This is a genomic window from Roseococcus suduntuyensis (genome assembly GCF_014196305.1).
GTDB lineage: Bacteria > Pseudomonadota > Alphaproteobacteria > Acetobacterales > Acetobacteraceae > Roseococcus > Roseococcus suduntuyensis.
This window is the reverse complement of sequence record NZ_JACIDJ010000006.1, coordinates 18,979-44,910: the sequence shown is the minus strand read 5'-3', so window position 1 is coordinate 44,910 and position 25,932 is coordinate 18,979. Positions and strand designations below refer to the sequence as shown.

The following is a 25,932-nucleotide window of genomic DNA, read 5'->3' as shown; positions in this document are numbered from 1 at the left end:
GAACCGAGCACGGGGGCGGCGATGACGGAGATCTGGGGCTGGACGGCCAGCGAGACGGTGGCGGCCATCGCCGCGCGCAAGGTCTCGGCGCGGGAAGTGGCGCAATCGGCGCTGGCGCGGCTCGATGCCGTGAACCCCCGCCTCAACGCCGTGGTCCAGACCATGCCCGAACAGGCCCTGGAAGCGGCCGACGCCGTGGACGCCGCCCTGGCCCGGGGCGAGGCGCCCGGCCTGCTGGCCGGCGTGCCCGTCACCATCAAGGTGAATGTGGACCAGGCGGGCTTCGCCACCACCAATGGGCTGCGCGCCCAGGCCAACCATCGCGCGCCGGAAGACAACCCGGTGGTGGCCAACATGAAGAAGGCCGGCGCCGTCATCATCGGGCGGACCAACACACCCGCCTTCTCGGTGCGCTGGTTCTGCTCGAACCTGATCCATGGCGCGACCTACAACCCGCTGGGCCAGCACATCACGCCGGGGGGGTCCTCGGGCGGGGCGGGCGCGGCCACCGCGGCGGGCATCGGCGCCATCGGGCATGGGACGGATATCGGCGGCTCGGTGCGCTACCCGGCCTATGTCTGCGGCATCCATGGGCTGCGGCCCACGCTGGGGCGGATTCCCGTCTGGAACCCTTCCCTGCCCGAGCGTGATATCGGCCCGCAGCTGATGTCGGTCAGCGGGCCGCTGGCGCGCAGCCTGGCGGATGTGCGCCTCGGTCTGCACGCCATGAGCCTGCCCGACCACCGCGACCCCTGGTATGTGCCCGCCCCCCATGACGGCCCCGAACTGCCCCGCCACGCGGCGCTGTGCGTGGCGCCGGAGGGGATGAAGGTGGACCCCGCCGTCGAGAAGGCGCTGCGCGAGGCCGCCGCCCGCCTCAAGGAAGCCGGCTGGACGGTGGAGGAGGTGGACGCCCTGCCCCCCCTGCGCGAACCGGCCCGCCTGCAAGGCATGCTCTGGATGGAGCTGCTGCACCGGGGCGTGATGGCGGCGGTCGAACAGGAGAACGAGCCCGCCTCGCTGGCGGTCTACCAGCACCTGGCCAAGCTCACCCCGCCGCCCGCCGACCTCGCGGAGTTGCAGGACGCGCTGACCGCGCGCGCGGGCTTCGTGCGGCAATGGATGCAATTCTTCACCCGATACCCGGTGGTGCTGCTGCCCGTCTGTGGTGAACTGCCCTTCGACAACGAGGAGGACACCAAGGGCTTCGACCGCTTCCGGGACATGCTGGACGCGCAGTTGACCCAGGTGGGCCTGCCCTTCATCGGTGTGCCGGCGCTCACCGTCACCACCGGCATGGCGGGCGAGTGGCCGGTGGGCGTGCAGCTCGCCGGGCCGCGCTACCGCGAGGATGTGCTGCTGGCGGCCGGCGAGGCCATCACCGGCGGCGCCGCCATCCCCGCCATTGACCCGAATTGGAGCTGACCATGTGGCGCGTTCTTCCCCTCTTCCTCCTGGCCGGCTGCGTGGCGGCCGGTGGCGGCACGCCCATGGGCCGCTGCGACGCCGTGCTGCGCGTGAGCAATGGCGCGGGCCAGGCCATCGAACAGCTTTATGTCAGCGGCACCGGCCCGGCCGGCTGGGGGCGTGACCGGCTGGCGCCCAACCTCCTGCCGCCCGGCGGCAGCTTCCAGACGCCGGCCGGCGCCGAGCCCCAGGCGGTTCGCGTCGTCTTCGTGGATGGCAGCGCCATCGAGATGGCGGGGCTGGAGGTCTGCGCGACACCCGTGCTGCGCGTGGGGCCGCGCAGCCTTCAGCCGGAGCGGTAGAGCGGAGCGTTGTCGAGCGGCTGATTCACGCCTCCGGCATTCACCGGAGGCGATCAGGCGCAAATTGCCGAGCGGCTGATTCACGCCTTCGGTGTCACCGAAGGCGATCAGACGCTACCGGCCCAGGCTTTCCCGCGCCTGGGTCGCCAGCACATCGGCGCGCTCGTTCATCACGTCGCCGGCATGGCCACGCACCCATTTCCACTCGACCTGGTGCGGTTTGGCGGCGGCCAGCAGGCGCTGCCACAGCTCGTAGTTCTTCACGGGCTCGCGCGCCGCGTTGCGCCAGTTGTTGCGCACCCAGCCCTTGATCCAGCGCTCCATGCCGTTGCGGACATATTCGCTGTCGGTGTGCAGCACCACGCGGCAGGGGCGCTTCAGCGCCTCCAGCGCCGCGATGGCGGCGGAGAGTTCCATCCGGTTGTTGGTCGTTGCCGGCTCGGCGCCGGTCAGTTCGCGTTCGGCCGCGCCGAAGCGCAGGATGGCCGCCCAGCCGCCCGGGCCCGGATTGGGCTTGCAGCCGCCATCGGTCCAGATCTCGACCACATCGCCGCCCGTCTCGCCCGACATCTCAGCCCCCGATCGCGGCGGCGTCGCGCGCATGGGCGAAGAAGCGCAGGCGATGCAGGTATTCCAGCGGGTCCTTGCGCGTGACCATGGCGCCCGGGGGCGTGTTCACCCAGTCATAGAGGCGGGTCAGCAGGAAGCGCATGGCCGCCCCCCGGCACAGCACCGGCAACGCCGCCCATTCGGCCGGGGTGAGCGGCCGCCGCGCGCCATAGGCGGAAAGGATGGCCCGCGCCTTGGTCACGTTGAACTGGTAGTCGCTCTCGAAGCACCAGGCGTTCAGCACGATGGCGATGTCATAGGCCAGCATGTCCGTGCAGGCGAAGTAGAAGTCGATCAGCCCCGAGATGCGTGGCCGCCGCCCCGCATCCTCCAGGAAGAAGACATTGTCCGGGAACAGGTCGGCATGGATGTGCCCGATGGGCAGGGCGCCGGGGGCTGGCCATTCGGCGAGGATGGCGGCCAGCGCGGCATCGAGCTCCGCGATCAGGCCGGGTTCGCCATCCGCCCTGCAGCGGTCCAGCAGCGGCGCCCAGGCCTCCGCGCCCAGCCCGTTCTTCCGGGTGGCCGGGAAGCCCATCCCGGCCGCGTGCAGCCGCGCCAGCGCATCGCCCAGCGGCGCGCAATGCGAGGGCCGCACCCGCCGCGGCCAGAAACCCGGCAGGAAGGTGCAGATGGCCGCGGGCCGCCCGGCCAATTGCCGCAGCGCCGCGCCATCCCGCCCCGGCACCGGCTCCGGGCAGGAGAGGCCCTGCGCCGCGAGATGCCGCATGAGGCCGAGGAACCAGGGCAGTTCCGCCGGGTCCACCCGCTTCTCATAGAGGGTCAGGATGAAGTCGCCCTGGGTGGTCTTCAGCGCGTAGTTGGAATTCTCGACGCCTTCCGCGATGCCGCGATAGGCCTGAAGCTCGCCGATGCCATATTCGGCCAGGAAGGCGCGCAGCGCCTCATCCGTGACCTCGGTGTAGACCGCCACTGAACAGGGTGCGGATCAGGCGGCGGGCGCGGTGGCGAGGGCGGAGGGCAGCTTGAAGATGATCTTCTCCTCGGCCACCACCACCTCCTCGATGTCGAGGCTGTAGCGCTCACGCAGCTTGGCCAGAACCTCCTCCACCAGCAGCTCGGGCGCGCTGGCGCCGGCGGTGATGCCCAGGCTGGAATACTTGGCCACCTGGTCGAGATCCAACTCCCGGCCGCGCTGCACCATCACGGCCGCCTTGCAGCCCGAACGGCTGGCCACCTCGACCAGGCGCAGCGAGTTGGAGGAATTGGGCGCGCCCACCACGATCATCATCTCCACGCGCGGCGCGATCTCCTTCACGGCGGCCTGGCGGTTGGTCGTGGCGTAGCAGATGTCCTCCTTGGCGGGGGCGGAGATCTGCGGGAAGCGTTCGCGCAGGATGTCCACGATCTCGGCCGTGTCATCCACCGAGAGCGTGGTCTGCGTGATGAAGGACAGGTCATGGCCCGGCGGCGGCTCCACGCTGCGGGCCTGGGCCTCGTCCTCGACCAGGGTGATGGCGCCGGGGGGAAGCTGGCCCATGGTGCCGATCACTTCCGGGTGGCCCGCATGGCCGATCAGGAAGATGTGGCGGTTGCGGGTGAAGTGGTGCTCCGCCTCGCGATGGACCTTGCTGACCAGCGGGCAGGTGGCATCCAGGAAGAACATCTGCCGGCGCTCGGCCTCGGCCGGGATGGCCTTGGGCACGCCATGGGCGCTGAAGACCACGGGCTGGCCGTCATTGGGGATTTCGTCGAGTTCCTCGACGAAAACGGCGCCCTGGGCCTCCAGCGACTGCACGACGAAGCGGTTATGAACGATCTCGTGCCGCACATAGACCGGCGCGCCGTAGCGTTTCAGCGCCTCCTCGACGATCTTGATGGCGCGGTCCACCCCGGCGCAAAAGCCGCGCGGACCGGCGAGCAGAACCTTCAGGGTGGGCTTTTGGTCCATGGATGGTTGTATTCCCAGCGCGTGTTCGAGCACCCGAGACTACCGCTTCGGCGCGATCGGTGCCAGACGTGAGGCGCCGGAGACATGGCGCAACCCCGGCACCGCGACAAGTCATGCGGGGCGCCGGGCTGCGCGTGGAACAGAGGGGAGTGGCGATGCGGGGCAAGTTCTGGGGTTTGGGGATGGTTGTTCTGGCCGCGCTGGGGCTGGCCGGGTGCTCGCAATCCCGCGTGGACAACCTGCTGATCGCCTGCCCGACGCTGAGCCTGCCCTCGGACGTGGCCGATCTGTCGCGCCACCGCCCCGGCACGCCGCCGGACCTCTCGACCCTGCTGCTCGATGCCCGCATCCAGGCGCTGGACGGCGCCTGCCGCGGCGCGCGGCGCGGCGAGGGCGTTTCCGTCTCGCTCGCCGCCCGCTTCCAGGTGGAACGCGGCCCCGCGGGCACGGAGCGCAGCGTGGACCTGCCCTGGTTCATCGCCATCGTCGAGGACGGGACGGAGACCATCCTGAACCGCCAGACCTTCGTCCAGCGCGTGACCTTCGCCCCCAACACGACGGTCGCGGCCGTGACCTCGCCCCGAGTCGAGCTGGTCTTCCCCTTGCGCGCCGAGCGTCGCATCCAGGACCACCGGATCATGGTGGGCTTCCTGCTGACGCCGGAGGAATTGGCGCTCAACCGGACGCGCGGGCCGCGCTGACATGCGGGGCGCAAACGCGCCCGGCGAAACACCTAAGAATCAAACGGCAAAGTCCAGGGTGAAATCTTCTAAGGTTTGCCGCGTGGGAACCTCCAGCTACTTCCTTGACCCGGATGGCCTTCGGCCGCCATAATTGGTCCGTGCAAACTAATTTGTTCCAAGGGACACCGCGCTGTTCCGAGGCACGGCACGTAAATGTGCGATTCCCGCACCTTTGGCTTCTCTCGATGGGGGATGTGGACATGTCCGATCATCACTCCCCCGTATCACCACCGGGGGACGTCGCCGGGATTTCGGTGCCGCTGGAGCGGGACGTCTTCCTCCGCCGCCTGCTGCGGGAGCTTTCGGGCGCCCTCGAGGATGTGGTGGGGCTGGAGGAGGCCTCGGGCTACATCAGCCTCGTGGGCGCCGCCATGGGCGAGCACATCAACGATGAATATCGTCGCGCCCTGGTGGTGGAGCGCCTCGATCGCCGGCAGCTCGGCGAGGTGCTCGTGGACCTCAAGCGCCGAATCCATGGCGATTTCTCGATCCTCGAGGAGGATGAGAACCAGATCGTCTTCGGCAACACCACCTGCCCTTTCGGCGATTTCGTGCAGGGGCGGCCCTCGCTCTGCATGATGACCTCCAACGTCTTCGGCGCCATCGCGGCCGAGAGCCAGGGCTATGCGGCCGTGCGGCTGGAGCGGACGATCGCGGCCGGAGACCCCGCCTGCCGGGTGGTCGTGCTGCTGCGCCCCGCCGACGCTGCAACGCCCGGGGCCCGGGAGTACTTTCGTCGAGATGACGTTGGCTGAAGGCGCGGCCCAGGTGCTCCAGACCCTACCCGAACCCGCGCTCGTCCTGGGCACCGATGCGCGGATCGGCTTCGCGAACCGGGCGGCGCGGGCGCGCTTCGGCGCGGGCGTGGAGGCGGGCGCGGACCTCACCGCCCTGGGCCCCGACCCGGCGGCGGCCGAGCGGATGCGGCACTGGCTGCGGCGCTGCTCGGGCAGTCGCACCGCCCTGCCGGGCGCGTTGCAGCTGCGCGGCGCCGACGGCCGGCTGACCCGTTTCCGTGGATTCGGCGCCGTCCTCGCCCCCGCGGGGGCCGAAAGCCGCGCCAAGCTTCTGCTGCGCCTGGTGGACCGCGAGGATGACCGCTTCCCCCTGCTGGGCCGCAAGCTCGATGAACTGAACGTGGAGATCAGCCGCCGGCGGCGCGCCCAGCTTGCCCTTGAGGCCGCGGTGCAGGACCGGGATGTGCTGCTGAACGAGCTGCACCACCGGGTGAAGAACAACATCCAGATGCTGGTGGGCATGCTGGCCATGACCCGTCGCGCCGCGGCCTGGGCGGCGGACCCGCAGGCGGTGCTGGCCGAAGCCTCGCGCCGCCTGGCGGCGGTCGGCACGGTCCACCAGATGCTCTACCTGGGCGACAATCTTCGTGGCGTCCCGGGCGAGACCTTCCTGCAACAGGTGGCCGGCGCGGTGCTGGCCAGCATGGGGGTGCCCCACAGCGTCAGCCTCTCGGCGGACCCGCTGGAGATCTCGAACGATGCCGCCGTGCCACTCGGCCTCGTTCTTCACGAATTGTTGGTCAATGCCGTGAAGCATGGCTGCCCGGAGGGGGTGGAGCCAGGCAGCATTCGCGTCTCCCTCCGACGCTTTGAGGGTGCGCTGGTCGAGGTGCGGGTCGAGGATGATGGACCCGGCTTCACGCTCGACGCCGCAACCCGCGTGGGCGCAACCGGGTTGAAGCTGGTGCTCGGACTTGCACGGCAGTTAAATGGTGAACTGTCGGTGGCACCGGGCGCGGCGGGAGGGACCTGCGCGGTGCTGCGTTTTCCGGCATCGGTTGACCCGCCGAAGGAATGAAAGGAGTGCGACTGACATGTCGCAGGTGAAGGATCGCGGCGAAACCGTCCTGATGCAGGGCGAGGGCAAGCTTTCCGGCCGGGTGGCGCGCGCGGCAGATGACACCCAGGGCGGCGTCGAGCCGCCACGCGGGCGCGTGCTGATCGTCGAGGATGAGTTTTTCGTCGCCATGGACGCCGAGGACAGCCTGACGGCCGCCGGCTTCACGGTCATCGGCATCGCCGCCACGGCCGATGCGGCGGTGAACCTGGCCGAATCGCAATCGCCGGACATCGTGCTGATGGACATCCGCCTGGTGGGCCGGCGGGACGGCATTGATGCCGCGGCGGAAATCCGGGAGCGCTTCGGCATTCCCTGCGTCTTCGCCACGGCCCACTCTGACCCGACCACCCGCCACCGGGCGGAGGTGGCCGCGGCGCCGCTCGGCTGGCTGTCCAAGCCCTATACGCGCGCCGAGGTCACCAACGCCCTCGGCCGCGCCCTGCAGCGCTACCGGCAGGAGCGCGGCTGACCGCGCGCTACATTCCCAGCGCGCGCTTGTAGAGGTCGAGCAGGGTTTCCTGCTCCTCCACCTCGGCCGGCTCCTTGCGGCGCAGCATGATGAGCTGGCGGATCACCTTGGGCTCGAAGCCCGCCGACTTCGCCTCGGCGTAGATGTCCTTGATGTCGGAGGCGAGCGCCTTGCGCTCCTCCTCCAGCCGCTCGATGCGGTCGATGATCGAGCGCAGCCGCTCGGGCGCGATGCCACCCACCTCGGATTCGGCGGCCTTGGCCTGGCGGGCGCGGCTCTCGGCGGCGGTGTCGGGCGTGTCGGACATGGGCGCCTCCTTGGGCCGTTCAGGGGGGCTGGGTCTAGCCCCAAAACCCCCCTCGCGGAAGCCGTCAGCCGTGCTTGGCCATGGCGTCCTTGAAGGCTGCCTGCTGGGTGGGGCTCGCTTCCTTCTGGTTCGCCGCCTGCCAGGCCTTGTAGTCCATGCCGTAGACGATCTCGCGCGCGGCGGGGGTTTCCAAGGGCAGCCCGGCCTCGCCCGCCGCTTCCTGGTACCAGCGGCTGAGGCAGTTCCGGCAGAAGCCGGTCAGGTTCATCATGTCGATGTTCTGCACATCGGTCCGGTCGCGCAGGTGGGCCACCAGCTTGCGGAAGGCCGCGGCCTCGATCTTGTCGCGGGTCGCGGCGTCCAGGCTGGTGGCGGCGCCAAGGGCCAGGTCGGCTTCGGGCTGGGGGGCGGGCATGGCGTATCTCTCCTCTGCTCTCGCCCCTCAGATGCGCCCTGATGCACGCCGCTTCAATCCGGCGCGTTGTCGCCCCGGATGGCGGCGATGACGGCCTCGGTCACGTCATCCATCCGCGCCGTGCCGCCCAGATCCGCCGTCAGCACGCCCTGGGCCGTCGCCGCCTCGATGGCGCGCATCAGGCGGCGTGCGCCGGCGCCCTCGCCCAGGTGTTCCAGCATCATGCAGGCGGTCCAGAAGGTGGCGATGGGGTTGGCCACCCCCTGCCCCATGATGTCGAAGGCCGAGCCATGGATGGGCTCGAACATCGAGGGGTATTGCCGCGTCGGGTCCAGGTTGGCGGTGGGCGCGACACCCAGCGAACCGGCCAGCGCGCCCGCCAGGTCGCTCAGGATGTCGGCGTGCAGGTTGGTGGCGACGACGGTATCAATGCCGGCGGGCTTGCGGACCATGCGGGCCGCCATGGCGTCCACCAGCTCCTTCTCCCAGCGGACCTCGGGGAAGTCCTCGGCCACCTTGGCCGCCACCTCGTCCCAGAACACCATGCCGTGGCGCTGCGCGTTGGACTTGGTCACCACCGTCAGCAGCTTGCGCGGGCGCGAGGCCGCGATGGCGAAGGCGGCGCGCATGATGCGTTCCACGCCGGCACGGGTGAAGATGGAGGTCTCGGTCGCCACCTCGATGGCATGGCCGCGATGGGCGCGGCCGCCATGGCCGGCATATTCGCCCTCGCTGTTCTCGCGCACGATCACCCAGTCAATGGCGCCGGGCGCCAGGCCGCGCAGCGGGCTTTCGAGGCCGGGCAGCACGCGGGTGGGGCGGATGTTCGCGAACTGGTCGAAGCCCTGGCAGATGGCCAGGCGCAGGCCCCACAGCGTCAGGTCATCGGGCAGATGCGGGTCACCCACCGCGCCGAAATAGATGGCGTCGAAGCGCTTGAGCTGGTCCAGCCCGTCCTCGGGCATCATGCGCCCGTTGGCGCGGTAGTAGTCGCTGCCCCAGGGAAACTCGGTCACGTCCAGGCGAAAATCGCCGGCGCGCTCGGTCAGTGCCCGCAGCACGGCGAGGCCGGCGGGGATGACTTCCTGGCCGATGCCATCGCCCGGAATGGCCGCGATCTTGTGGGTCCGCATTGGGGGGTGCCTCCTTGCCTTCCCCGCCGCATTGCCATGGCGGGCGTGGCCCTACCAGCCCCGGGTGCCGGGCGCGCCCTTGAAGGGGCCCTCCACATCGGGCGTGATCCAGCCGCCGTAGAAGCCGCCGGGCTGGGGCTCGACGCGGTCCTCGTCCACCAAGCAGGCGTCCACCCGGCCGGCATAGAGCGCGACATGCCCGGCGATGGGGGCGAATTCGGGCGTGGGGTCGGGGTAGGACCAGGCGGCGCGCGCCGCGACCTGCCCGCCGCCCAGCAGGTCCAGATAGCGCGCGCTGCCCTTCCATTCGCAGAAGCTCGACCCCTGGGCGGGGCGCAGCGCACCGGGGGCGAAGGCGGAAGCGGGGATATACCAGGAAGGCGGGTGCCAGGTTTCCAGCACGCGCCAGCACTCCCGGCTGTCCACGATCACCTCCCCGCCCAGGATCACCCGCACGCGGCGCGTGCTGGGCTCCAGGCGGGGTGGGCGGGGGTAGTCGGGGGCGCGTTCGCGGGCGGGCATCGGCGTCAGAAGGTGGAGCGGATGCCGGCGCTGCGGATCAGGGCGCCCCATTTGGCCTGCTCCCGCGCCAGGAAGGCGTCGCCATCCGCGGGGTTGGAATGGATCGGCGCGAAGCCGAGCTCCGCCAGGCGCGGCGCGATCTCGGGCGCGCGGGCGGCGGCCAGCGCCACCTCGTTCAGCCGGTTCACCACCGCGTCGGGCGTGGCCTTGGGCGCCACCAGCATGACCCAGGTGTAGACCTCGTATTCCGCGAGGCGCTGGTCGCTCTCGGCCATGGTGGGCACGTCCGGGTATCCCGGGATGCGCGACTGCACCAGCGAGGCCAGGGGCCGGATGGTGCCCGCCCGCATCTGCGCGCCGGCCCCCGGCAGGTCGGCGAAGACCATCTGCACCTGCCCGCCCATCAGCGCCGCGATGGCCGGGCCCGATCCGCGATAGGCGACATGCACGATGTCGGCACCCGTCATCATCCGGTACATCTCGCCGCCCAGGTGCAGCGGCGTGCCATTGCCGGACGAACCATAGTTGAGACGCCCTGGGTTGGCCGCCACGTAATGATGGAACTCGGCCATGTCCCGCGCCGGGAAGTCGTTCCGCACCACCAGGATATAGGGCACGGTCGCGATGTGGCTGATCACGCGGAAGCTCGCCGACGTGTCGAAGGGCGGCGGGTCCATGGTCAGCGGTGCCGTCAGGAAGGAGATGGGCGCCATCATGATGGTGTGGCCATCGGGCTGCGCCTGCATCACGGCGCGCGATCCGATGGTGGACCCGGCGCCGGGGCGGTTGTCCACATTCACCGGGCGGCCCAGCAGTTCGGCCATGCGCGGCGCCATGAGGCGGGCCGCGATGTCGGGCGAACCGCCGGGGGCGAAGGGCACGATCACCGTGATCGGCCGTTCGGGGAAGGCGGATTGCGCGCGGGACGCGGCGACGGGCAGCGCAGCCCCCATCAGGCCCAGCGCCGCGCGGCGCGATGTGTGGATCGCCATCCTGGTGTTCTCCTCCTGCTTGTTGTTGGGGAGGAGGTTAGGACGACGATCGCCCGCAAGGGAACGGCTTGCGGGCGCCTCAGCCAGGGAAGAAGCGGTTGGGTGGGCGCGGCAGGCCCAGATTGTCGCGCAGCGTGGCCCCCGTGTATTCGCCCCGCACCAGGCCGCGCCGGCGCAGGATGGGGACCACATCCTCGACGAAGCGCTCGAACTGGGTGGGGAAGAAGGGGGGCATGATGTTGAAGCCATCGGCCGCGCCACCGCGGAACCATTCCTCCAGCGCATCCGCCACCTGCTCGGGCGTGCCCCAGACGATGCGGTGCCCGCGCGCCCCGGCCACCAGGTAGTAGAGTTCCCGCAGGGTCAGGTTCTCGCGCCGGGCGAGGTCCGTCAGCAGCCGCGCCCGGCTCTGCAACTGGTCGGATTGCGGCAGGTCGGGCAGCGGCCCGTCCAGGTCGTAGCCGGACACATCATGCCCCAGCCGGTCATTCAGCAGCAGGATGGCGGCGGCGGGATCAATGCCGCCCTGAAGCTGGGCGTAGAGCGCCTTCGCCTCGGCCTCGGTGCCGCCGATCACGGGGCAGACGCCCGGCAGGACCATCACATGGCCGGGGTCACGGCCGGCCTCGCGCACCTGGGCGTGGAGCCCTTCGCGGAAGGCCTGGCCCTCGGCCTGGGTCTGCTGGGCGGTGAAGATGATCTCCCCCACCCGCGCCGCCAGCCGCTGTCCCGGCCCGGAGGAACCCGACTGGATGATGACCGGATGCCCCTGCGGCGGTCGCGAGACGTTGAGCGGCCCGCCCACCGTGAAGAACCGGCCCTGGTGGCTCAGCGTGTGGACGCGCCCCGGCTCCACATAGACGCCGCGCGCCTTGTCCTTCACGAAGGCATCGTCGGCGAAGCTGTCCCACAGCCCGCGCACGACATCGATGAACTCCTCGGCGATGGCGTAGCGGTCGTCATGGGAGGGGTGCTGCCCCCGCATGAAATTGGCCGAGGACCGCGCATAGGAGGTGGTGACGGCATTCCACGCCGCCCGCCCGCCGCTGATGTGGTCCAGGCTCGCGAAGGCGCGGGCGAGGTGGAAGGGCTCGGTGTAGGTGGTGGACATGGTGGCGGCCAGGCCGATGTGCCGCGTGGACATGGCCAGGGCCGAAAGCAGCGCCACCGGCTCCAGCCGCGCGACGAAGGAGGGGTGGGCATCGGCGCTGGTGGTCAACCCATCGGCAAGGAAGAGCAGGTCAAAATGCCCCGCCTCGGCCGTGGCGGCGATGCGCTGGATCAGGCCCAGGTTTTCGCCGCCGAACTCCGCCTCGGGGTGACGCCATCCGGCGACGTGGTGACCCGCGCCCTGGAGGAAGAGGCCAAGGCGCATGGGGCGAGCGAGGGCGTTCATGGAAGCGACTGAAAAGCCACGGCCCTGCCCTGTCAATCAGCGCCCCGGTGGCCGTGGCGCGCATCCTTGTCCATAGTGGCAGGAAGAGGAGGGCAAGGCATGTCTGGCGGCTGGGATGATGCGCGGGCCGAGGCCGCGCTGCGGGCAATGTTCGCGGCCGGCGTGCGCGCGGCCGATCCGCTGTCCGTGCTGGCCGCCCATCTGCCGGAGCCCCCGCGCCAGGGCCGCGTGATCGTGGTGGGCGTCGGCAAGGCCGCGGCCAAGATGGCGCAGGCCGTGGAAACCGCCTGGGCCGATGTGCCGCTGACCGGCCTCGTCATCGCGCCGCACGGGGCGGGGCTGCCGCTGTCGCGCATCGCGCTGCGCTTCGGTGCCCATCCGGTGCCCGATGCCGGGGGGGCCGCGGCGGCGGGCGAGATCCTTTCCATGCTGGACGGCCTGACCGAGCGCGACCTGGTGCTGGCCCTGATTTCGGGCGGAGGTTCGGCGCTGGCCACCCTGCCGGCGGAGGGGCTCACGCTGGAGGACCTGATCGCCACCAACCGGGCGCTGCTGGCCTCGGGCGCCTCCATCCACGCCATGAATGCCATCCGCAAGCATCTCTCCGCCTTCTCGGGCGGGCGGCTGGCGGCGGCGGCGCATCCGGCGCGGGTCGTGACGCTCGCCATCTCCGACGTGCCGGGGGATGACCCGGAGGTGATCGCCTCCGGCCCCACCGTCGCCGACCCGACCACCTTCGCCGAGGCGCGCGCCCTGGTGGCCCATCACCGCATGGAATTGCCACCGGCCGTGGCGGCGCACCTGGCCGCCGGCGCCGAGGAAAGCCCCAAGCCCGGCGACCCGCGCCTCGCCACCGCCGAATTCCGCATGATCGCCACACCCATGATGGCGCTGCGCGCCATGGCCGAGGCGGCGCGGGCGGAAGGCCTCACCCCCCTCATCCTCGGTGAAGCGCTGGAGGGCGAGGCGCGGCATGTGGGCACCGCGCTCGCCGGCATCGCGCGCAGCGTGGCCGCCCATGGCCACCCCCTGCCCGCGCCCTGCGTGCTGCTCTCGGGCGGCGAGACCACCGTCACCCTCCCTCCCGGCACGAAGGGCAGCGGCGGGCGCAACACCGCCTGCCTGCTCGCCATGGCGCTGACGCTGAACGGCGCGCCCAACACCTGGGCGCTGGCCGCCGACACCGACGGGATTGACGGAAGGTCCGAGGCCGCCGGCGCCATCGCGGGGCCGGGCACGCTCGCCGCCGCCCGCCAGAAAGGCCTCGACCCGCGCGCCTGCCTGGAGGAGCATCGCAGCCTCGACGTCTTCGAGGCTGCCGGGACCGCGCTGCTGACCGGCCCCACCCTCACCAATGTGAACGACGTCCGCGCCATCCTGATCGGCGCCTGAAGGAGACGCGATGCCCCCTCGCATTCCCATGCGGCGCCACCGGCGCACCAAGATCATCGCCACCCTCGGCCCCGCGAGCAGCACCGTCGAGATGATCGAGAAGCTGTTCCGCGCGGGCGCCGACGTGTTCCGGCTGAATTTCAGCCATGGCAGCCACGAGGACCACGCCCAGCGCATCGAGATGATCCGCGACGTGGAAAAGCGCCTGGGTCGGCCCATCGGCATCCTGGCCGATGTGCAGGGGCCCAAGCTGCGCGTGGGCAAGTTCGCCGCCGGCCGCGTGCAGCTGACGCCCGGCAAGCCCTTCCGCCTGGACCTCAGCCCCACGCCAGGCGATGTGCGCCGGGCGCAATTGCCCCACCCCGAGATCATCGCCGCGGCCCGGATCGGCACCAGCCTGTTGCTGGACGATGGCAAGCTGAAGCTGCGCGTGACGCGCCAGGTGGAGGGCGACCACCTGGAGACCGAGGTGGTGGTCGGCGGCCCGCTGAGTGACCGCAAGGGCGTGAACGTGCCCGACGTGGCCCTGCCCATTCCGGCCCTGACCGCCAAGGACCGCGCCGACCTCGACTTCGTGCTGCCGCTGGGCATCGAATATGTGGGCCTCAGCTTCGTGCAGCGCCCCGAGGATGTGGCCGAGGCGCAGGAGATCGCCGCCGGCCGCGCCTGGATCATGGTGAAGATGGAAAAGCCCCAGGCCGTCGAGAACATGGACGGCATCCTGGCGCTGGCCGATGCGGTGATGGTGGCGCGCGGAGATCTCGGCGTGGAACTCCCGCCCGAGGAGGTGCCGCTGGTGCAGAAGCGGCTGGTGCGCGCGGCCCGGGCGCTGGGCAAGCCCGTGGTGGTGGCGACGCAGATGCTGGAGAGCATGATCACCGCCCCCTCCCCCACCCGCGCCGAAGCCAGCGACGTGGCGACGGCGGTGTTCGACGGGGCGGATGCGGTGATGCTCTCGGCCGAGACGGCGGCGGGGCAATACCCGCTGGAGGCCGTCTCCATCATGGACCGCATCGTGGCCCGCACCGAGCAGGATGCCGGCTGGCGTGCCCAGACCGACCAGAGCCGCCCCGAGGCCGAGCGCACCAGCGCGGGCGCCATTGCCGCCGCCGCGGCGCAGGTGGCGCGCACCATCGGCGCGCAGGTGGTGGCCACCTTCACCTCCACCGCCAGCACCACCCTGCGGGTGGCGCGGGAACGGCCGGACTGTCCCATCCTGGGCCTGACGCCCCGCATGGAATCGGCGCGGCGCCTGGCGGTGGTGTGGGGGGTGCATCCGCTCGTGGTCCAGGATATCCACTCCATGACGGAGATGGTGGCGCGCGCCACCCGGGCCGCCATGCAGGAGGGGTTCGCGAGGACGGGCGAGGAGATCGTCGTCACCGCGGGCGTTCCCTTCGGCACCCCGGGGACGACCAACTCCCTCCGTGTCGCCCTGGTGAAATGAGGATACCCGCCCCGATGAAGCGCCTTTTCCTGGCCGCGCTGCTGGCCCCCACCCTGCTTTGGGCCGCCACCGCCCCGGCCGCCGCCCAGCGCAGCGGCGTCTATGAGGTGACGGGGCGCAACCTCGACGGCTCCGAATACCGGGGGTTGCTGGAACTGCGGCAGGTGGGGCTGACAAGCTTCCACCTGGTCTGGAACATCGGGCGCGAGACGATCGAGGGGGTGGGCATGGTCTCCGGCCGCACCTTCGCCACCGCCTTCACCGCCGGCAACATGACCGGCATGGGCATCTATGAGCTGCGCGACGGTGACGTGATGGAGGGCAGCTGGACGCTGATGGGCGCCCAGGGCAATGGCAGCGAAACGCTGCGGCCGGCCACCGAGACGCCGCCGCCGGGCATCACCCCGGGCGTCACCCCCGGCACCCAGGCCCCCGCCCCGTCCCGGCCCTGAAGCCCAACCCTTCCGCCGGCACGCAACTGATGGCACCCTCGCCGCAAATGCGAGGGATGCCAGGATGAGCCAGTACACCAACCCCGAGACCATCGCCCTGCATGGCGGCAGCCACCGCGCGGACCCGAACACCGGCTCCGTCGCGGTGCCCATCCACCAGACCACCAGCTTCCAGTTCCAGGACACGGGCCACGCCGCGCGCCTCTTCGGCCTGGCGGAGCTGGGCAACATCTACACCCGCATCATGAACCCCACCTGCGACGCGCTGGAGACGCGCATCGCGGCGATGGAGGGGGGTGCCGCGGCGCTCGCCGTGGGTTCGGGCCAGGCGGCGACGACCTTCTGCGTGATGAACCTGTGCGAGGCGGGCGACAACATCGTCTCCTCCACCGACCTCTATGGCGGCACCTGGAACCTCTTCGCCAACACGCTGAAGCAGTTCGGCATCGAGGTCCGCTTCGTGGACCCCTCCGACCCCGAGGGCTTCGCCCGCGCCACCGACGCCCGCACCCGCGCCTACTACGCCGAGACGCTGCCCAACCCGAAGCTGCAGGTGTTTCCCATGGCGGAGGTGGCGGCCATCGGCCGGCGGCTGGGCGTGCCGCTGATCATGGACAACACGGCCGCACCCATCATCTGCAAGCCCTTCCAGCACGGCGCGGCCATCGTCATGCACTCCACCACCAAGTGGATCGGCGGGCATGGCACCTCCATCGGCGGCATCGTGGTGGATGGCGGCAATTTCGACTGGGAAGCCGGCGGCGACCGCTTCCCCACGCTGAACAAGCCCGACCCGAGCTATCACGGCGCGGTGTGGTCGCAGGCGGCCAAGCCACTCGGCCCCATCGCCTACATCCTGCGCATGCGGACCTGCCTGCTGCGCGACATCGGCGCGCCCATGTCGCCCTTCAACGCCTTCATGTTCCTGCAGGGGCTGGAGACGCTGCCGCTGCGGATGGAGCGGCATTGCGCCAACGCCATCAAGGCGGCGGCCTGGCTTGCGGCCCACCCCAAGGTGACGAAGGTGATCCACCCCTCCCTGGCCGAGGGCGAGGCGCGGAAGCGCGCCGACACCCACCTCAAGGGTGGCATGGGCAGCCTGATGGGCATCGAGCTGGCGGGCGGGAAGGAGGCGGGGCAGGCCTTCATCGAGAAGCTCAAGATGTTCTACCATGTGGCGAACATCGGCGATGCGCGCAGCCTGGCCATCCATCCCGCCACCACCACCCACAGCCAGCTCGACGAGAGCGAGCAGGCGATGAGCGGGGTGACGCCGGGCTATGTGCGCCTGTCCATCGGAATCGAGCACATTGACGACATCATCGCGGACCTTGAGCAGGCGCTGAGCTGATGTGCGTCACCGATTCAGCCTTCCGCGCCCTACTGGCGCTCCAGCCATCGGAGGCGTGATGCACTACGCCGGTTCCTTTCCCACCACCCGCATGCGGCGCAACCGCCAGGACGCCTGGACGCGCGCCCTGGTGGCCGAGAACGCCCTGCACGTGGGCGACCTGATCTGGCCCATCTTCCTGACGGACGGCACGGGCCAGCGGGTCGAGGTGCCCTCCATGCCGGGCGTGCTGCGCGTCAGCCCCGATGTGGTGGCGGAGCATGTGGCCGAGGCCGCCTCGCTCGGCATCCCCGCGGTCGCGCTCTTCCCCTACACCCCCATGGAGGCGCGCGACGAGGACGGCACGGGCGCGCTCGACCCCGACAACCTCACCTGCCGCGCCGCGCGCGCGCTGAAGGCCGCGCATCCGGGCCTCGGCGTCATCGGCGACGTGGCGCTCGACACCTACACCACCCATGCCCATGACGGCGTGGTGCGGAATGGCGAGGTGGACAATGAGGAGAGTGTCGCCGCCCTCGTCACCATGTCGGTGAACTACGCGAAGGCGGGCGTGGACATCGTGGCGCCCTCCGACATGATGGACGGCCGCATCGGCACCATCCGCGCCGCGCTGGACGCCGAGGGGCTGCAGCGCACGCGCATCATGTCCTATGCGGCGAAGTATGCATCCGGCTTCTACGCGCCCTTCCGCGACGCCATCGGTTCGCTCACCGGGCCGGACCGCGCGGGGCCGAAGGACAAGAAGACCTACCAGATGGACCCCGCCAACACCGACGAGGCGCTGCGCGAAGTGGCGCTCGACCTCGCGGAGGGGGCCGACATGGTGATGGTGAAGCCCGGCCTGCCCTACCTGGATGTCGTGCACCGGGTGCGGCGCGAATTCGGCGCGCCCACCTTCGTCTATCAGGTGAGCGGCGAGTATTCGATGCTGATGGCGGCGGTGGAACGCGGCTGGCTGGACCATGACCGCGCGATGATGGAAAGCCTGATGTGCTTCAAGCGCGCCGGCGCCAACGGCATCCTGACCTACTTCGCGGTGCAGGCGGCGCGGCTGATCAAGGCGGGCTGACCTCTCAAGCCGCGCAGCTGATTCACGCCTCCGGTGCTGCCACCGGAGGCGATCAGACGCTACGCCACGCTACGCCGGAACAGGCCGAGCGCCGCGTAGAGCCCCAGCGCCGTGCCCACGGTGCCGAAGCCGAAGATGGCCAGCACCAGCAGCCAATCGATCGGCCCGCCCAGATCGGCGAAGCCCGAGCTGGTCACGGTGAACATCACCAGCACCGCCACCACACCGCCCATGACGCCCAGCGCCTCGGCCCAGACAAGCCGCTGGGGAATGAGCGAACGGTCGCGCAGCAGCACGCGCAGGAAGGCCAGCGTGACCAGGGCGGCCAGCGCCACCAGCGGCCAGAAGGTCCAGCCCAGCATTTCCTGGAAGACGGCCACCAGCGTGGCGAGATCGAGTTCCTTCATGGGTTCAACCCCTCCTTCACGCGCGGCCGCGCAGCATGGCGAGATAGGTGGGCTTCAGCCCCACCTCCTTCATGATCCAGGAAATCCAGAGCTCCTCCAGCGGCGCGATCACGCCGGGGAAGGAGGGCACCAGGTTGTCGTTGTAGTCGAACTCCACCAGCATCGCCCGGCCCACCCGCGTGATGAGCGGGCAGGAGGTGTAGCCATTGTAGTGCTCGGCGCTCTCGCGGCCCTGGATGGTGGCGATGAGGTGATCCACCGCCACCGGCACCTGCCACTTCACGCTGGCCGCGGTCTTGCCCTTGGGCACGCCCGCCACGTCGCCCACGCAGAAGACCTCGGGGAAGCGGACGTGTCGCAGGGTGTGGCGGTCCACCTCGGCCCAGCCATCACCGGCCCAGGGGCCCGCCTGCCAGCGCAGCGGCGAGTTGCGGACCACCTCCGGCGCGCGCATGGGGGGGATCACGTTGATGAAGTCGTAGCGCTGCTCGGCATCGCCAGCCGGCGTACGGAAGGTCGCGATGCGGCGGTCGAGGTCGATCTTGCGCAGCACATGGTCATGCGTCACGCGGATGTTGCGCTCGGCGTAGAGCATCCGCACGCGCTCGGCCACGATGGGCACGCTGAACAGCACGCGGTTCTGTGCGTTGTAGGTGAGTTCCGCGCGGCCCCTGTTGCCGCGGCGGCGCAGGAAGTCATCGGTCAGGAAGGCGTATTTCAAGGGCGCGCCGGCGCATTTCATCTCGGTGGCCGGGCGCAGGAACACGCCCTGCCCGCCCTTGTCCGCGAAGTCCGACATGGCGCGCCAGGTGGCCGCGGCCTGGGCGGGGCCGGCATAGACGCTGCCCAGCCCGTTCTGGCCGATGCGGGAGACATCCATGCCCTCGATGGCGCCGTAATCGAGCGTCAGGCCCGTCGCCACCACCAGGAAGTCGTAGGGCAGGCGCTGCCCGGCATCGGTGGTGACCACCTTGCCCACCGGGTCGATCTCGGCCGCCGCCTCCTCCACCCAGTTCACGCCGCGCGCCACCCATTGGCGGGTGGAGGAGAGCACATAGTCCGGGCTCTTCAGCCCCGCGGCCACGAGGGTGTAGCCGGGCTGGTAGTGATGCTCCCGCCGCTTGTCGAGCATCGTGATGCTGGCCCCCGACAGCCCCATGGCGAGGCGCGAGGCGGTGGCGAGGCCGGCGGCACCCGCCCCGATGATGACGATTTTCGCCGAGGTGGCGACCGCCGCCTGGGGCGCGCGCGCCACGGCGCCCACCCCGGCCATGGCGCCCGCGCCGAGCAGCAGGCCACGCCGACCGAGGATTGCGCGAAGTTGGGTGTGCTCCAGCCCTGACATGTCGCCTCCTGAATTCCGCATTTATTAAGATACTTAATATATCTTGTAATGCTTAATAATGCGGGCAAGATAGGACAGGGGGGCGGGGTGTTCCTTGATCTGGATCAAACGGGAGGTTGGTGGCGCGGCCTCAGGCCCGCGCCAGGAACCCGGCCACGAGGGCGGTCTGCGCGCTGTCCATCAAAGCCGGCGCATGGCCGCAGCCAGGGATGGTTTCCAGCCGGACGCCCGGGCTCTGGACCATGCGCGCCGCGACCTCGGGCGCCAGCAGCTCGGACGCTTCGCCGCGCAGCACCAGGACCGGCCGCTTCGCGACCATCGGCCAGAGCGGCCAGAGATCCACGCTCGGCAGCGCGGGCTTCATGAGCGGCACGAGGATGGCGGGGTCGAAATGCGCCACGACACGGCCGCCGGCCGTCATCCGCGCCCCATGCCACGCCATCGCCGCCCATTGCGCGTCGGTCAACGCGCCGAAACCTGCATTGGCTTTGCGGAGATAGGCTTCGTATTCCGCGACATCCGCGAACTCGCCGGGCGCCTGGCCCAGATGGTCACGCAGCCGTTCCGTGCCCTCCCCGGAGAGGTAGGGGCCGACATCGTTCAGCACGAGCCGGCGCAGCCTGACGCCCGGCACCGTGCATTGCCCCATGGCGATGAGCCCGCCCATGGAGGTGCCCACCACATCCACCTCGCCCAGCACCTCCAGCAGCGGGGCCAGGACGGCGATGTAGGTGGGCACGGCATAGGAGGCGGGCGTAGGCAGCCAGCCCGACATGCCCCGGCCCGGCATGTCGGGGCAGATCACCCGCCGTCCCTGCCCCGCCAGCACCATGGCCAGCGCGTCGAAGTCGCGCCCGTTGCGGGTCAGCCCATGGAGGCAGAGCACCGGCCGCCCCTCCACCGGCCCCCATTCCACCCAGCGCAGGGTGACGGGGCCGGTCGGCAGCGTGGCGCGGAGCTGGCCGGTGCGCGGCGTCACAGGATGCCCTTCTCCTTCAGCGCCGCCACCTCGGCCTCGCTCATGCCCAGCAGGTCGCGCAGCACGCTGTCGGTGTGCTGGCCGAGCACCGGTGGCGGCACGCGGTAATCGGGCGGCGTGGCCGAGAGCTTCACGGGGTTCGCGATCACCTCGATCTCCTGCCCGCTGGCATGCGGCATCTTCACCCGCATGCCCCGCGCCTGGACGTGCGGGTCCGCGAACACCTGCTCCAGCGTGTTGATCGGCCCGCAGGCGATCTTCAGCGCCTCCAGCGCCTCCACCCACTCGGTGGTGGTCTTGGACTTGGTGAGCGGTGTCAGCGTCTGCGTCACCAGGTCGCGGTTGGCCACGCGCTGGGGGTTGGTGGCGAAGCGCGGGTCGGCCAGCAGCGCCTCCTGGCCGAAGGCCTTGCAGAAGCGTTCGAAGGTCGGGTCGTTGCCGACGGCCAGGATCATGTAGCCGTCCTTGGTCGGGAATTCCTGGTAGGGGCTGATGTTGGGGTGCTGGTTGCCCAGGCGCGGCGGGTTCTCGCCGGTCGCGATGTAGTTCATGCCCTGGTTGGCCAGCCAGGCCACATGCGTGTCCAGCATGCCGATGTCGATCTGCTGGCCCTCGCCCGTGGCGTTGCGGTGGTTCAGCGCGGCCAGGATGCCGATGCAGCCATAAAGGCCGGCGAACAGGTCGGCCACCGGCACGCCCACCTTCTGCGGCGACCCGTTCGGCTCGCCGGTCAAGGACATCACACCGCCCATCGCCTGGATCAGCGCGTCATAGCCCGGGCGCGGCGCATAGGGGCCGGTCTGGCCGAAGCCGGTGATGGAGCAATAGATCAGGCGGGGATACTTCTCCTTCAGCTGCTCCCAGCCCAGGCCATACTTGGCCAGCGCGCCGACCTTGAAGTTCTCGGCCAGGATGTCGCAATGCTCCAGCAGCTTGTGGATCAGCGCCTGGCCCTCGGGCTTGGCGATGTCCACCGTGACCGAGAGCTTGTTGCGGTTCACGCCGAGGAAATAGGCGCTCTCCTTCGTCTCCGGCCAGAAGGGGGGTGCGAAGCCGCGCGTGTCGTCGCCCGCCTCGGGCCGTTCGATCTTGATGACCTCGGCGCCGAGGTCGCCCAGCATCTGGGTGCAGGTGGGCCCCGCGAGGACGCGGGTGAGGTCGAGCACGCGAAGCCCCTTGAGCGGGCCGGAGGGTGTGGTCATGCGAATATCTTCTCCAGCGCCGCATCCGTGCGGCGCACCAGTTCATCCGGCGGCAGAGTGCCTTCGAGGCGCAGCAGGGGGCAAGGGAGGGTGCTGAACCAGGCCTCATGCCGGGCCCGACTGCGCCCCGGCTCGGTGCCGGCGTCATAGGAGGCGGCCCAGGCCAGGAATTCCAGATATTCCGCCCGCCGTGCGCCGCCAGGCGCCACCGCCGCGCCAAATCGCGCCGCCTCGCGCAGCCTGAGGCGCGCCAGCCGCACCTCCCGCGGCGTGTCGAGAAACACCACAAGGCGGAATTCCGGGGTCAGCGCCTCGCCCCAGCCCAATATGGCGCCGGCCAGGACATAGGGCTGGCCCTCCGGGATGTGGGTGCGAAGGAAGGGGATTCGCTCCGGCGCTGGGCGCAGCTCCTCATAGGGTGGCTCGGTGGGCAGCCACAGCGCGTCGTCCGTTTCGGCATAGGCCCAGCCCCGGCGCTGCGCGAGCCGCGCACCCAGGGTCGAGGTCCCTGCCCCCGCCGCGCCGGTGATGTGGATGCCCCCCGCCATGGGAAGGCCCCTTCGCACTCGCAGCATGGCGGGCGCAAGTGCGAAATCAGCCGCGCTTGCAGGTGTTGGCGCGCGCCCCGCGGGTGGCGCGGGCCGCGATCTCAGCGATGCGCGCAGCGCGCCTGGCGGGGCGTGATGGAGAGCGCGGGGCTCTCCATCACCCGCGGCTGAAGAGGGGGGCGATCAGCCCCCGAACTTCGCCTTGCCGTGCTGGGCCTCGCCTTCCTCGCCCTCGTGCATCGCCTGGATGTAGCTGAAGGCCAGGAAGCCGCCCGTGGGCTTGCTGTCCCAGTATTCGGCCGAGCGCATGGTGACGGAGATCAGCGCCAGATCCTCGCTGCGGGCGCCTTCCGGGAACCAGGGGCGGGCATCCTCGGTCCAGAGCTCGGCCTGCTTCGCCACGTCCTGCACCACGCGGGCCGTGCCGGCCACCGAGACGTATTCCTTCCGCTCGGGGCAGGAGGCCGCGACCAGCACGTCGTGATCGCGCCCGATCTCCATGGATTTCGGGCTGTCCACATCGGTGAAGAACCAGATGGTGCTGCCCTCCAGCCCCACGATCTGCATGGGCCGGGAATGCAGCCCGCCCTCGGGCGAATGGGTGACCAGCATGACGATGCGGATATCGTCCAACAGGGCGCGGGCCTTCTCGCGCGACATGGCATCGGGGGTGGTGGGCTCGGTCATCGGGGGTCTCCTTTGTTGACCAAGCAACGGCGGCGGCCCGCCAGGGTTGCCCGGCGCCCCCCATCCGTCGCATGGTCGCCGCCCTACGGAGGATTTCGCCCATGCTCGACACGCCGCACCCCACCCCGGCCGACCCCACCACGGATTGCCGCGCTCTGGCCAAGGCGCTGTCAGGGCTGCACTTCATCGGCGGGCGCTATGTGCCGGCCCGCTCCGGCAAGACCTTCGCGGTGGTGAACCCCGCGACCGGCGAGGAAGTGGCCCGCGCCGCCGAGGGTGACGCCGCCGATGTGGACGCCGCCGTGCAGGATGCCGCCCGCGCCCAGAAGGAATGGGCCAAGGTGCCGGCCCGCAAGCGCGGCGCCCTGGTGCATCAATGCGCGGCCCTGCTGAAGGCGCACCAGGAAGAACTCTCGCGCCTGATCGCGCTCGAGACCGGCAAGGCGCTTCGCACCGAAAGCCGCGTGGAAGCGGGCGTGGTGGCCGATGTGTTCGAGTTCTTCGGCGGCCTGGGTTCCGAGCTGAAGGGCGAGAGCGTGCCCTTCGCCCCCAACGTGCTGTCGGTCACGGTGCGCGAGCCGCTGGGCGTGGTCGGCGCCATCATCCCCTGGAACGTGCCGCTGCTGCTGATGGCGCTGAAGATCGCGCCCGCGCTGGTGGCCGGCAACACGGTGGTGGTGAAGTCGGCCGAGGAGGCGCCGCTGACCGTGCTGCGCATCTGCGAGCTGATGAACCGCATCCTGCCGCCGGGCTGCTTCAACATGCTCTCGGGCTTCGGGCCGGAATGCGGCGCGCCGCTGGTCACGCATCCGAAGGTGCGGAAGGTGACCTTCACCGGCAGCGTCGAGACCGGCAAGATCGTGGCCAAGGCCGCGGCCGACAAGCTGGTGCCCGTCACGCTGGAGCTGGGCGGCAAGTCGCCCATGATCGTCTTCGCGGATTGCGATTTCGAGAAGACCGTCTCCGGCGCCATCACCTCCATGCGCTTCACCCGCCAGGGGCAGAGCTGCACGGCGGCGAGCCGCATCTATGTGGAGCGCCCCATCTTCGAAGCCTTCGTGGCCGAGATGAAGAAGGCCGTGGACGCCATGGTGATGGGCGACCCGCTGGACGAGAAGACCGATATCGGCACCATCATCAGCGAGGGCCAGTTCGAGAAGGTCCAGGGCTTCATCGAGGAAGGCAAGCGCACGCCGGGCGCCAAGGCGCATGAGTGCAGCGCCATGCCGACCGACCCCGCGCTGAAGAAGGGGCTGTTCCTGCGCCCCGTGATCTTCACGGGCCTCGATGGCAATTCCCGCCTGGTGCGCGAGGAGATCTTCGGCCCCGTCACCGTCATCCAGCCCTTCGACGACGCCGAGGCCGTGCTGGCCGAGGCCAATGACAGCGAATACGGGCTGGCGGCGAGCCTCTGGACGAACAACCTCAAGGTCGGCCTCGATCTGGCCCACCGGCTGGAGGCGGGCCTTGTGCAGATCAACCAGAACCTAGTGGTGCAGGCGAACCTTTCCTATGGCGGCGTAAAGTCCTCGGGCCTCGGCAAGGAGGCCTCGCTGGAGGCCATGCTGGAGCACTTCACGCACAAGAAGACCATCATGGTGAACATGGCCTGATGGGCTGTGCGGCGCGGCCTCAACCGCCGCGCCGCGCCTTCAGCCCGGCCCAGTAGTCCAGGCGCTTGCGGATTTCCCGCTCGAAGCCGCGCTCGTTCGGCGTGAAGAAGATTTCGGCGCGCAGCGCTTCGGGCAGGAAATCCTGCCCGGCATAGGCTTCCGGCGCGTCGTGGTCGTACTGGTAGCCGGCGTGGTAGCCCAACTCCTTCATCATCTTCGTGGGCGCGTTCAGCACCGACAGCGGCGGGGGCAGATGCGCGCTGCGCTCGGCGGCCGCGAGCGCCCGGGTGAAGCCCATATAGGCCGCATTGGACTTGGGCGCCGTCGCCACATAGGTAATGGCCTGGGCCATGAAGAGCTTGGCCTCGGGCCAGCCCACCCGCTCATAGGCGTCCCAGGCGGAAATCACCTGCACCATGGCCTGGGGGTCGGCCGTGCCCACATCCTCGCTGGCGGCGCAGAGCAGGCGGCGGAACACCACCTCCGGCGCCTCGCCCCCCACCATCATCCGCGCGGCGTAATACAGCGCGGCCTGCACGTCCGATCCGCGCAGGGATTTGTGGAAGGCGCTCAGCAGGTCGTAATGGCCGTCGCCCGCCTTGTCGTGGGTGGCCATGCGGCGTTGCAGCACGCGGCCGAGGCCGGCCGGGTCCAGCACCTCCTCGCCCGGCAGGGTGGCCACCTGCTCCACCAGGTTCAGCAGGTAGCGCCCATCGCCGCCGGCCAGTGAAAGCAGGGCGGCACGCGCTTCGTCCGTCAGGCGCAGCGGTGCGCCCAGCGCCGCCTCCGCCCGCGCCACCAGCGCGCCGAGTGCCGCCTCGTCCAGGGCCCGCAGCACCAGCACCCGGCAGCGCGAGAGCAGCGCGCCGTTCAGTTCGAAGGAGGGGTTTTCCGTTGTCGCGCCGACCAGCGTCACCGTGCCGTCCTCGACCACGGGCAGGAAGGCGTCCTGCTGGGCGCGGTTGAAGCGATGGATCTCGTCGCAGAACAGCAGCGTGCCCTGCCCGCCTTCGCGCCGGCGCCGCGCCGCCTCGAAGATCTTGCGCAGTTCCACCACGCCCGACTGGATGGCGCTGATCGCCTCGAAATGCAGGTCCGACACCTCGGCCAGCAGGCGCGCGATGGTGGTCTTGCCCGTGCCCGGCGGCCCCCAGAGGATGAGCGACGATAGCGCGCCCGCCGCCACCATCCGCCCGAGCGGCCCCTCCGGCCCGAGCAGGTGGTCCTGCCCCACCACCTCATGCAGATGCGCTGGCCGCATCCGGTCCGCGAGGGGCCGGGGCGCCTGGCCGGCGAAGAGGCTCATGGTGAGCTCT

Annotated in this window: 28 protein-coding genes; 12 read left to right on the top strand and 16 right to left on the bottom strand. The window is 70.3% G+C overall.

The annotated features are described in order from the left end of the window. Positions 1-21: 21 nt before the first annotated feature. Complete coding sequence (locus tag GGQ83_RS15560; protein ID WP_184385665.1) at positions 22-1,425, top strand: amidase family protein; 1,404 nt, start codon at positions 22-24, stop codon at positions 1,423-1,425. A 2-nt stretch (positions 1,426-1,427) separates the two neighbouring features. Beyond that, on the top strand, positions 1,428-1,769 hold the full coding sequence (locus tag GGQ83_RS15555; protein WP_184385663.1) for a hypothetical protein: 342 nt from the start codon (positions 1,428-1,430) through the stop codon (positions 1,767-1,769). Between the two features lie 114 nt (positions 1,770-1,883). Here the strand turns inward: GGQ83_RS15555 and rnhA are convergent, their stop codons facing one another. Genes rnhA through ispH form a run of 3 tightly spaced genes read right to left on the bottom strand, consistent with a single transcriptional unit; the run spans position 1,884 to position 4,290 of the window. Further along, on the bottom strand, positions 1,884-2,339 hold the full coding sequence (rnhA, locus tag GGQ83_RS15550; protein ID WP_184385661.1) for a ribonuclease HI: 456 nt from the start codon (positions 2,337-2,339) through the stop codon (positions 1,884-1,886). Between the two features lies 1 nt (position 2,340). Further along, positions 2,341-3,312, bottom strand: coding sequence for a homoserine kinase (locus GGQ83_RS15545; protein WP_184385659.1), 972 nt, complete (start codon positions 3,310-3,312; stop codon positions 2,341-2,343). A 15-nt stretch (positions 3,313-3,327) separates the two neighbouring features. Next, a complete protein-coding gene (gene ispH / locus GGQ83_RS15540; protein ID WP_184385657.1) occupies positions 3,328-4,290 on the bottom strand; it encodes a 4-hydroxy-3-methylbut-2-enyl diphosphate reductase in 963 nt (320 codons plus the stop codon). Between the two features lie 182 nt (positions 4,291-4,472). Between ispH and GGQ83_RS15535 the strand changes: the two genes are divergently transcribed. From GGQ83_RS15535 to GGQ83_RS15520, 4 genes are all read left to right on the top strand, one after another. After that, positions 4,473-4,991, top strand: a complete 519-nt coding sequence (locus GGQ83_RS15535; RefSeq protein ID WP_184385655.1) for a hypothetical protein — start codon at positions 4,473-4,475, stop codon at positions 4,989-4,991. Positions 4,992-5,287: 296 nt separating this feature from the next. Next, positions 5,288-5,788, top strand: coding sequence for a methanogen output domain 1-containing protein (locus GGQ83_RS15530; RefSeq protein ID WP_311728384.1), 501 nt, complete (start codon positions 5,288-5,290; stop codon positions 5,786-5,788). Next, a complete protein-coding gene (locus GGQ83_RS15525; protein ID WP_184385651.1) occupies positions 5,775-6,848 on the top strand; it encodes a sensor histidine kinase in 1,074 nt (357 codons plus the stop codon). The genes GGQ83_RS15530 and GGQ83_RS15525 overlap by 14 nt, the downstream gene beginning before the upstream one ends. A gap of 16 nt (positions 6,849-6,864) precedes the next feature. After that, positions 6,865-7,359: a response regulator gene (locus tag GGQ83_RS15520; protein WP_242535171.1), complete on the top strand. Its 495-nt coding sequence runs from the start codon at positions 6,865-6,867 to the stop codon at positions 7,357-7,359. 7 nt (positions 7,360-7,366) lie between these two features. Here the strand turns inward: GGQ83_RS15520 and GGQ83_RS15515 are convergent, their stop codons facing one another. The 6 genes from GGQ83_RS15515 to GGQ83_RS15490 form a co-directional block, all read right to left on the bottom strand. Beyond that, positions 7,367-7,666: a DUF2312 domain-containing protein gene (locus tag GGQ83_RS15515; protein ID WP_184385649.1), complete on the bottom strand. Its 300-nt coding sequence runs from the start codon at positions 7,664-7,666 to the stop codon at positions 7,367-7,369. Positions 7,667-7,730: 64 nt separating this feature from the next. Continuing rightward, positions 7,731-8,081: a DUF1244 domain-containing protein gene (locus GGQ83_RS15510; protein ID WP_184385647.1), complete on the bottom strand. Its 351-nt coding sequence runs from the start codon at positions 8,079-8,081 to the stop codon at positions 7,731-7,733. A gap of 53 nt (positions 8,082-8,134) precedes the next feature. Beyond that, entirely contained in the window at positions 8,135-9,214 is a 1,080-nt protein-coding gene (locus tag GGQ83_RS15505) for a tartrate dehydrogenase (protein WP_184385645.1), read from the bottom strand. Between the two features lie 51 nt (positions 9,215-9,265). Then, positions 9,266-9,736: a DUF427 domain-containing protein gene (locus tag GGQ83_RS15500; protein ID WP_184385643.1), complete on the bottom strand. Its 471-nt coding sequence runs from the start codon at positions 9,734-9,736 to the stop codon at positions 9,266-9,268. Between the two features lie 5 nt (positions 9,737-9,741). Continuing rightward, positions 9,742-10,728 (bottom strand): Bug family tripartite tricarboxylate transporter substrate binding protein, encoded by a 987-nt coding sequence (locus GGQ83_RS15495; RefSeq protein WP_184385641.1) that lies wholly within the window; start codon positions 10,726-10,728, stop codon positions 9,742-9,744. A gap of 79 nt (positions 10,729-10,807) precedes the next feature. Then, positions 10,808-12,124, bottom strand: coding sequence for an LLM class flavin-dependent oxidoreductase (locus GGQ83_RS15490; protein WP_184385639.1), 1,317 nt, complete (start codon positions 12,122-12,124; stop codon positions 10,808-10,810). 99 nt (positions 12,125-12,223) lie between these two features. Between GGQ83_RS15490 and GGQ83_RS15485 the strand changes: the two genes are divergently transcribed. From GGQ83_RS15485 to hemB, 5 genes are all read left to right on the top strand, one after another. Then, positions 12,224-13,516, top strand: a complete 1,293-nt coding sequence (locus GGQ83_RS15485) for a glycerate kinase type-2 family protein (RefSeq protein ID WP_184385637.1) — start codon at positions 12,224-12,226, stop codon at positions 13,514-13,516. 10 nt (positions 13,517-13,526) lie between these two features. Then, entirely contained in the window at positions 13,527-14,963 is a 1,437-nt protein-coding gene (gene pyk / locus GGQ83_RS15480) for a pyruvate kinase (protein WP_184385635.1), read from the top strand. A 14-nt stretch (positions 14,964-14,977) separates the two neighbouring features. Further along, positions 14,978-15,415 (top strand): hypothetical protein, encoded by a 438-nt coding sequence (locus GGQ83_RS15475; RefSeq protein WP_184385633.1) that lies wholly within the window; start codon positions 14,978-14,980, stop codon positions 15,413-15,415. A 64-nt stretch (positions 15,416-15,479) separates the two neighbouring features. Further along, a complete protein-coding gene (locus tag GGQ83_RS15470; protein WP_184385631.1) occupies positions 15,480-16,766 on the top strand; it encodes an O-acetylhomoserine aminocarboxypropyltransferase/cysteine synthase family protein in 1,287 nt (428 codons plus the stop codon). Between the two features lie 58 nt (positions 16,767-16,824). Then, positions 16,825-17,835: a porphobilinogen synthase gene (gene hemB / locus GGQ83_RS15465; protein ID WP_184386034.1), complete on the top strand. Its 1,011-nt coding sequence runs from the start codon at positions 16,825-16,827 to the stop codon at positions 17,833-17,835. Positions 17,836-17,894: 59 nt separating this feature from the next. On the opposite strand, the gene GGQ83_RS15460 is transcribed toward hemB, so the two are convergent. From GGQ83_RS15460 to GGQ83_RS15435, 6 genes are all read right to left on the bottom strand, one after another. Further along, positions 17,895-18,242, bottom strand: a complete 348-nt coding sequence (locus GGQ83_RS15460) for a DUF5368 domain-containing protein (RefSeq protein WP_184385630.1) — start codon at positions 18,240-18,242, stop codon at positions 17,895-17,897. Between the two features lie 16 nt (positions 18,243-18,258). Beyond that, a complete protein-coding gene (locus GGQ83_RS15455; RefSeq protein ID WP_184385628.1) occupies positions 18,259-19,587 on the bottom strand; it encodes an NAD(P)/FAD-dependent oxidoreductase in 1,329 nt (442 codons plus the stop codon). A 130-nt stretch (positions 19,588-19,717) separates the two neighbouring features. Beyond that, entirely contained in the window at positions 19,718-20,566 is an 849-nt protein-coding gene (locus tag GGQ83_RS15450; protein ID WP_184385626.1) for an alpha/beta fold hydrolase, read from the bottom strand. After that, entirely contained in the window at positions 20,563-21,768 is a 1,206-nt protein-coding gene (locus GGQ83_RS15445) for a CaiB/BaiF CoA transferase family protein (protein ID WP_184385624.1), read from the bottom strand. The genes GGQ83_RS15450 and GGQ83_RS15445 overlap by 4 nt, the downstream gene beginning before the upstream one ends. Beyond that, positions 21,765-22,316 carry a P-loop NTPase family protein gene (locus tag GGQ83_RS15440; RefSeq protein ID WP_184385622.1) on the bottom strand — a complete coding sequence of 184 codons (552 nt, stop codon included), beginning with the start codon at positions 22,314-22,316 and terminating at the stop codon, positions 21,765-21,767. The genes GGQ83_RS15445 and GGQ83_RS15440 overlap by 4 nt, the downstream gene beginning before the upstream one ends. Positions 22,317-22,499: 183 nt before the next feature. After that, on the bottom strand, positions 22,500-23,003 hold the full coding sequence (locus tag GGQ83_RS15435) for a pyridoxamine 5'-phosphate oxidase family protein (RefSeq protein ID WP_184385620.1): 504 nt from the start codon (positions 23,001-23,003) through the stop codon (positions 22,500-22,502). A 101-nt stretch (positions 23,004-23,104) separates the two neighbouring features. Between GGQ83_RS15435 and GGQ83_RS15430 the strand changes: the two genes are divergently transcribed. Next, on the top strand, positions 23,105-24,616 hold the full coding sequence (locus GGQ83_RS15430) for an aldehyde dehydrogenase family protein (protein WP_184385618.1): 1,512 nt from the start codon (positions 23,105-23,107) through the stop codon (positions 24,614-24,616). Positions 24,617-24,635: 19 nt separating this feature from the next. Here the strand turns inward: GGQ83_RS15430 and GGQ83_RS15425 are convergent, their stop codons facing one another. Continuing rightward, positions 24,636-25,922, bottom strand: a complete 1,287-nt coding sequence (locus tag GGQ83_RS15425; protein WP_184385616.1) for a replication-associated recombination protein A — start codon at positions 25,920-25,922, stop codon at positions 24,636-24,638. Positions 25,923-25,932: the final 10 nt, after the last annotated feature.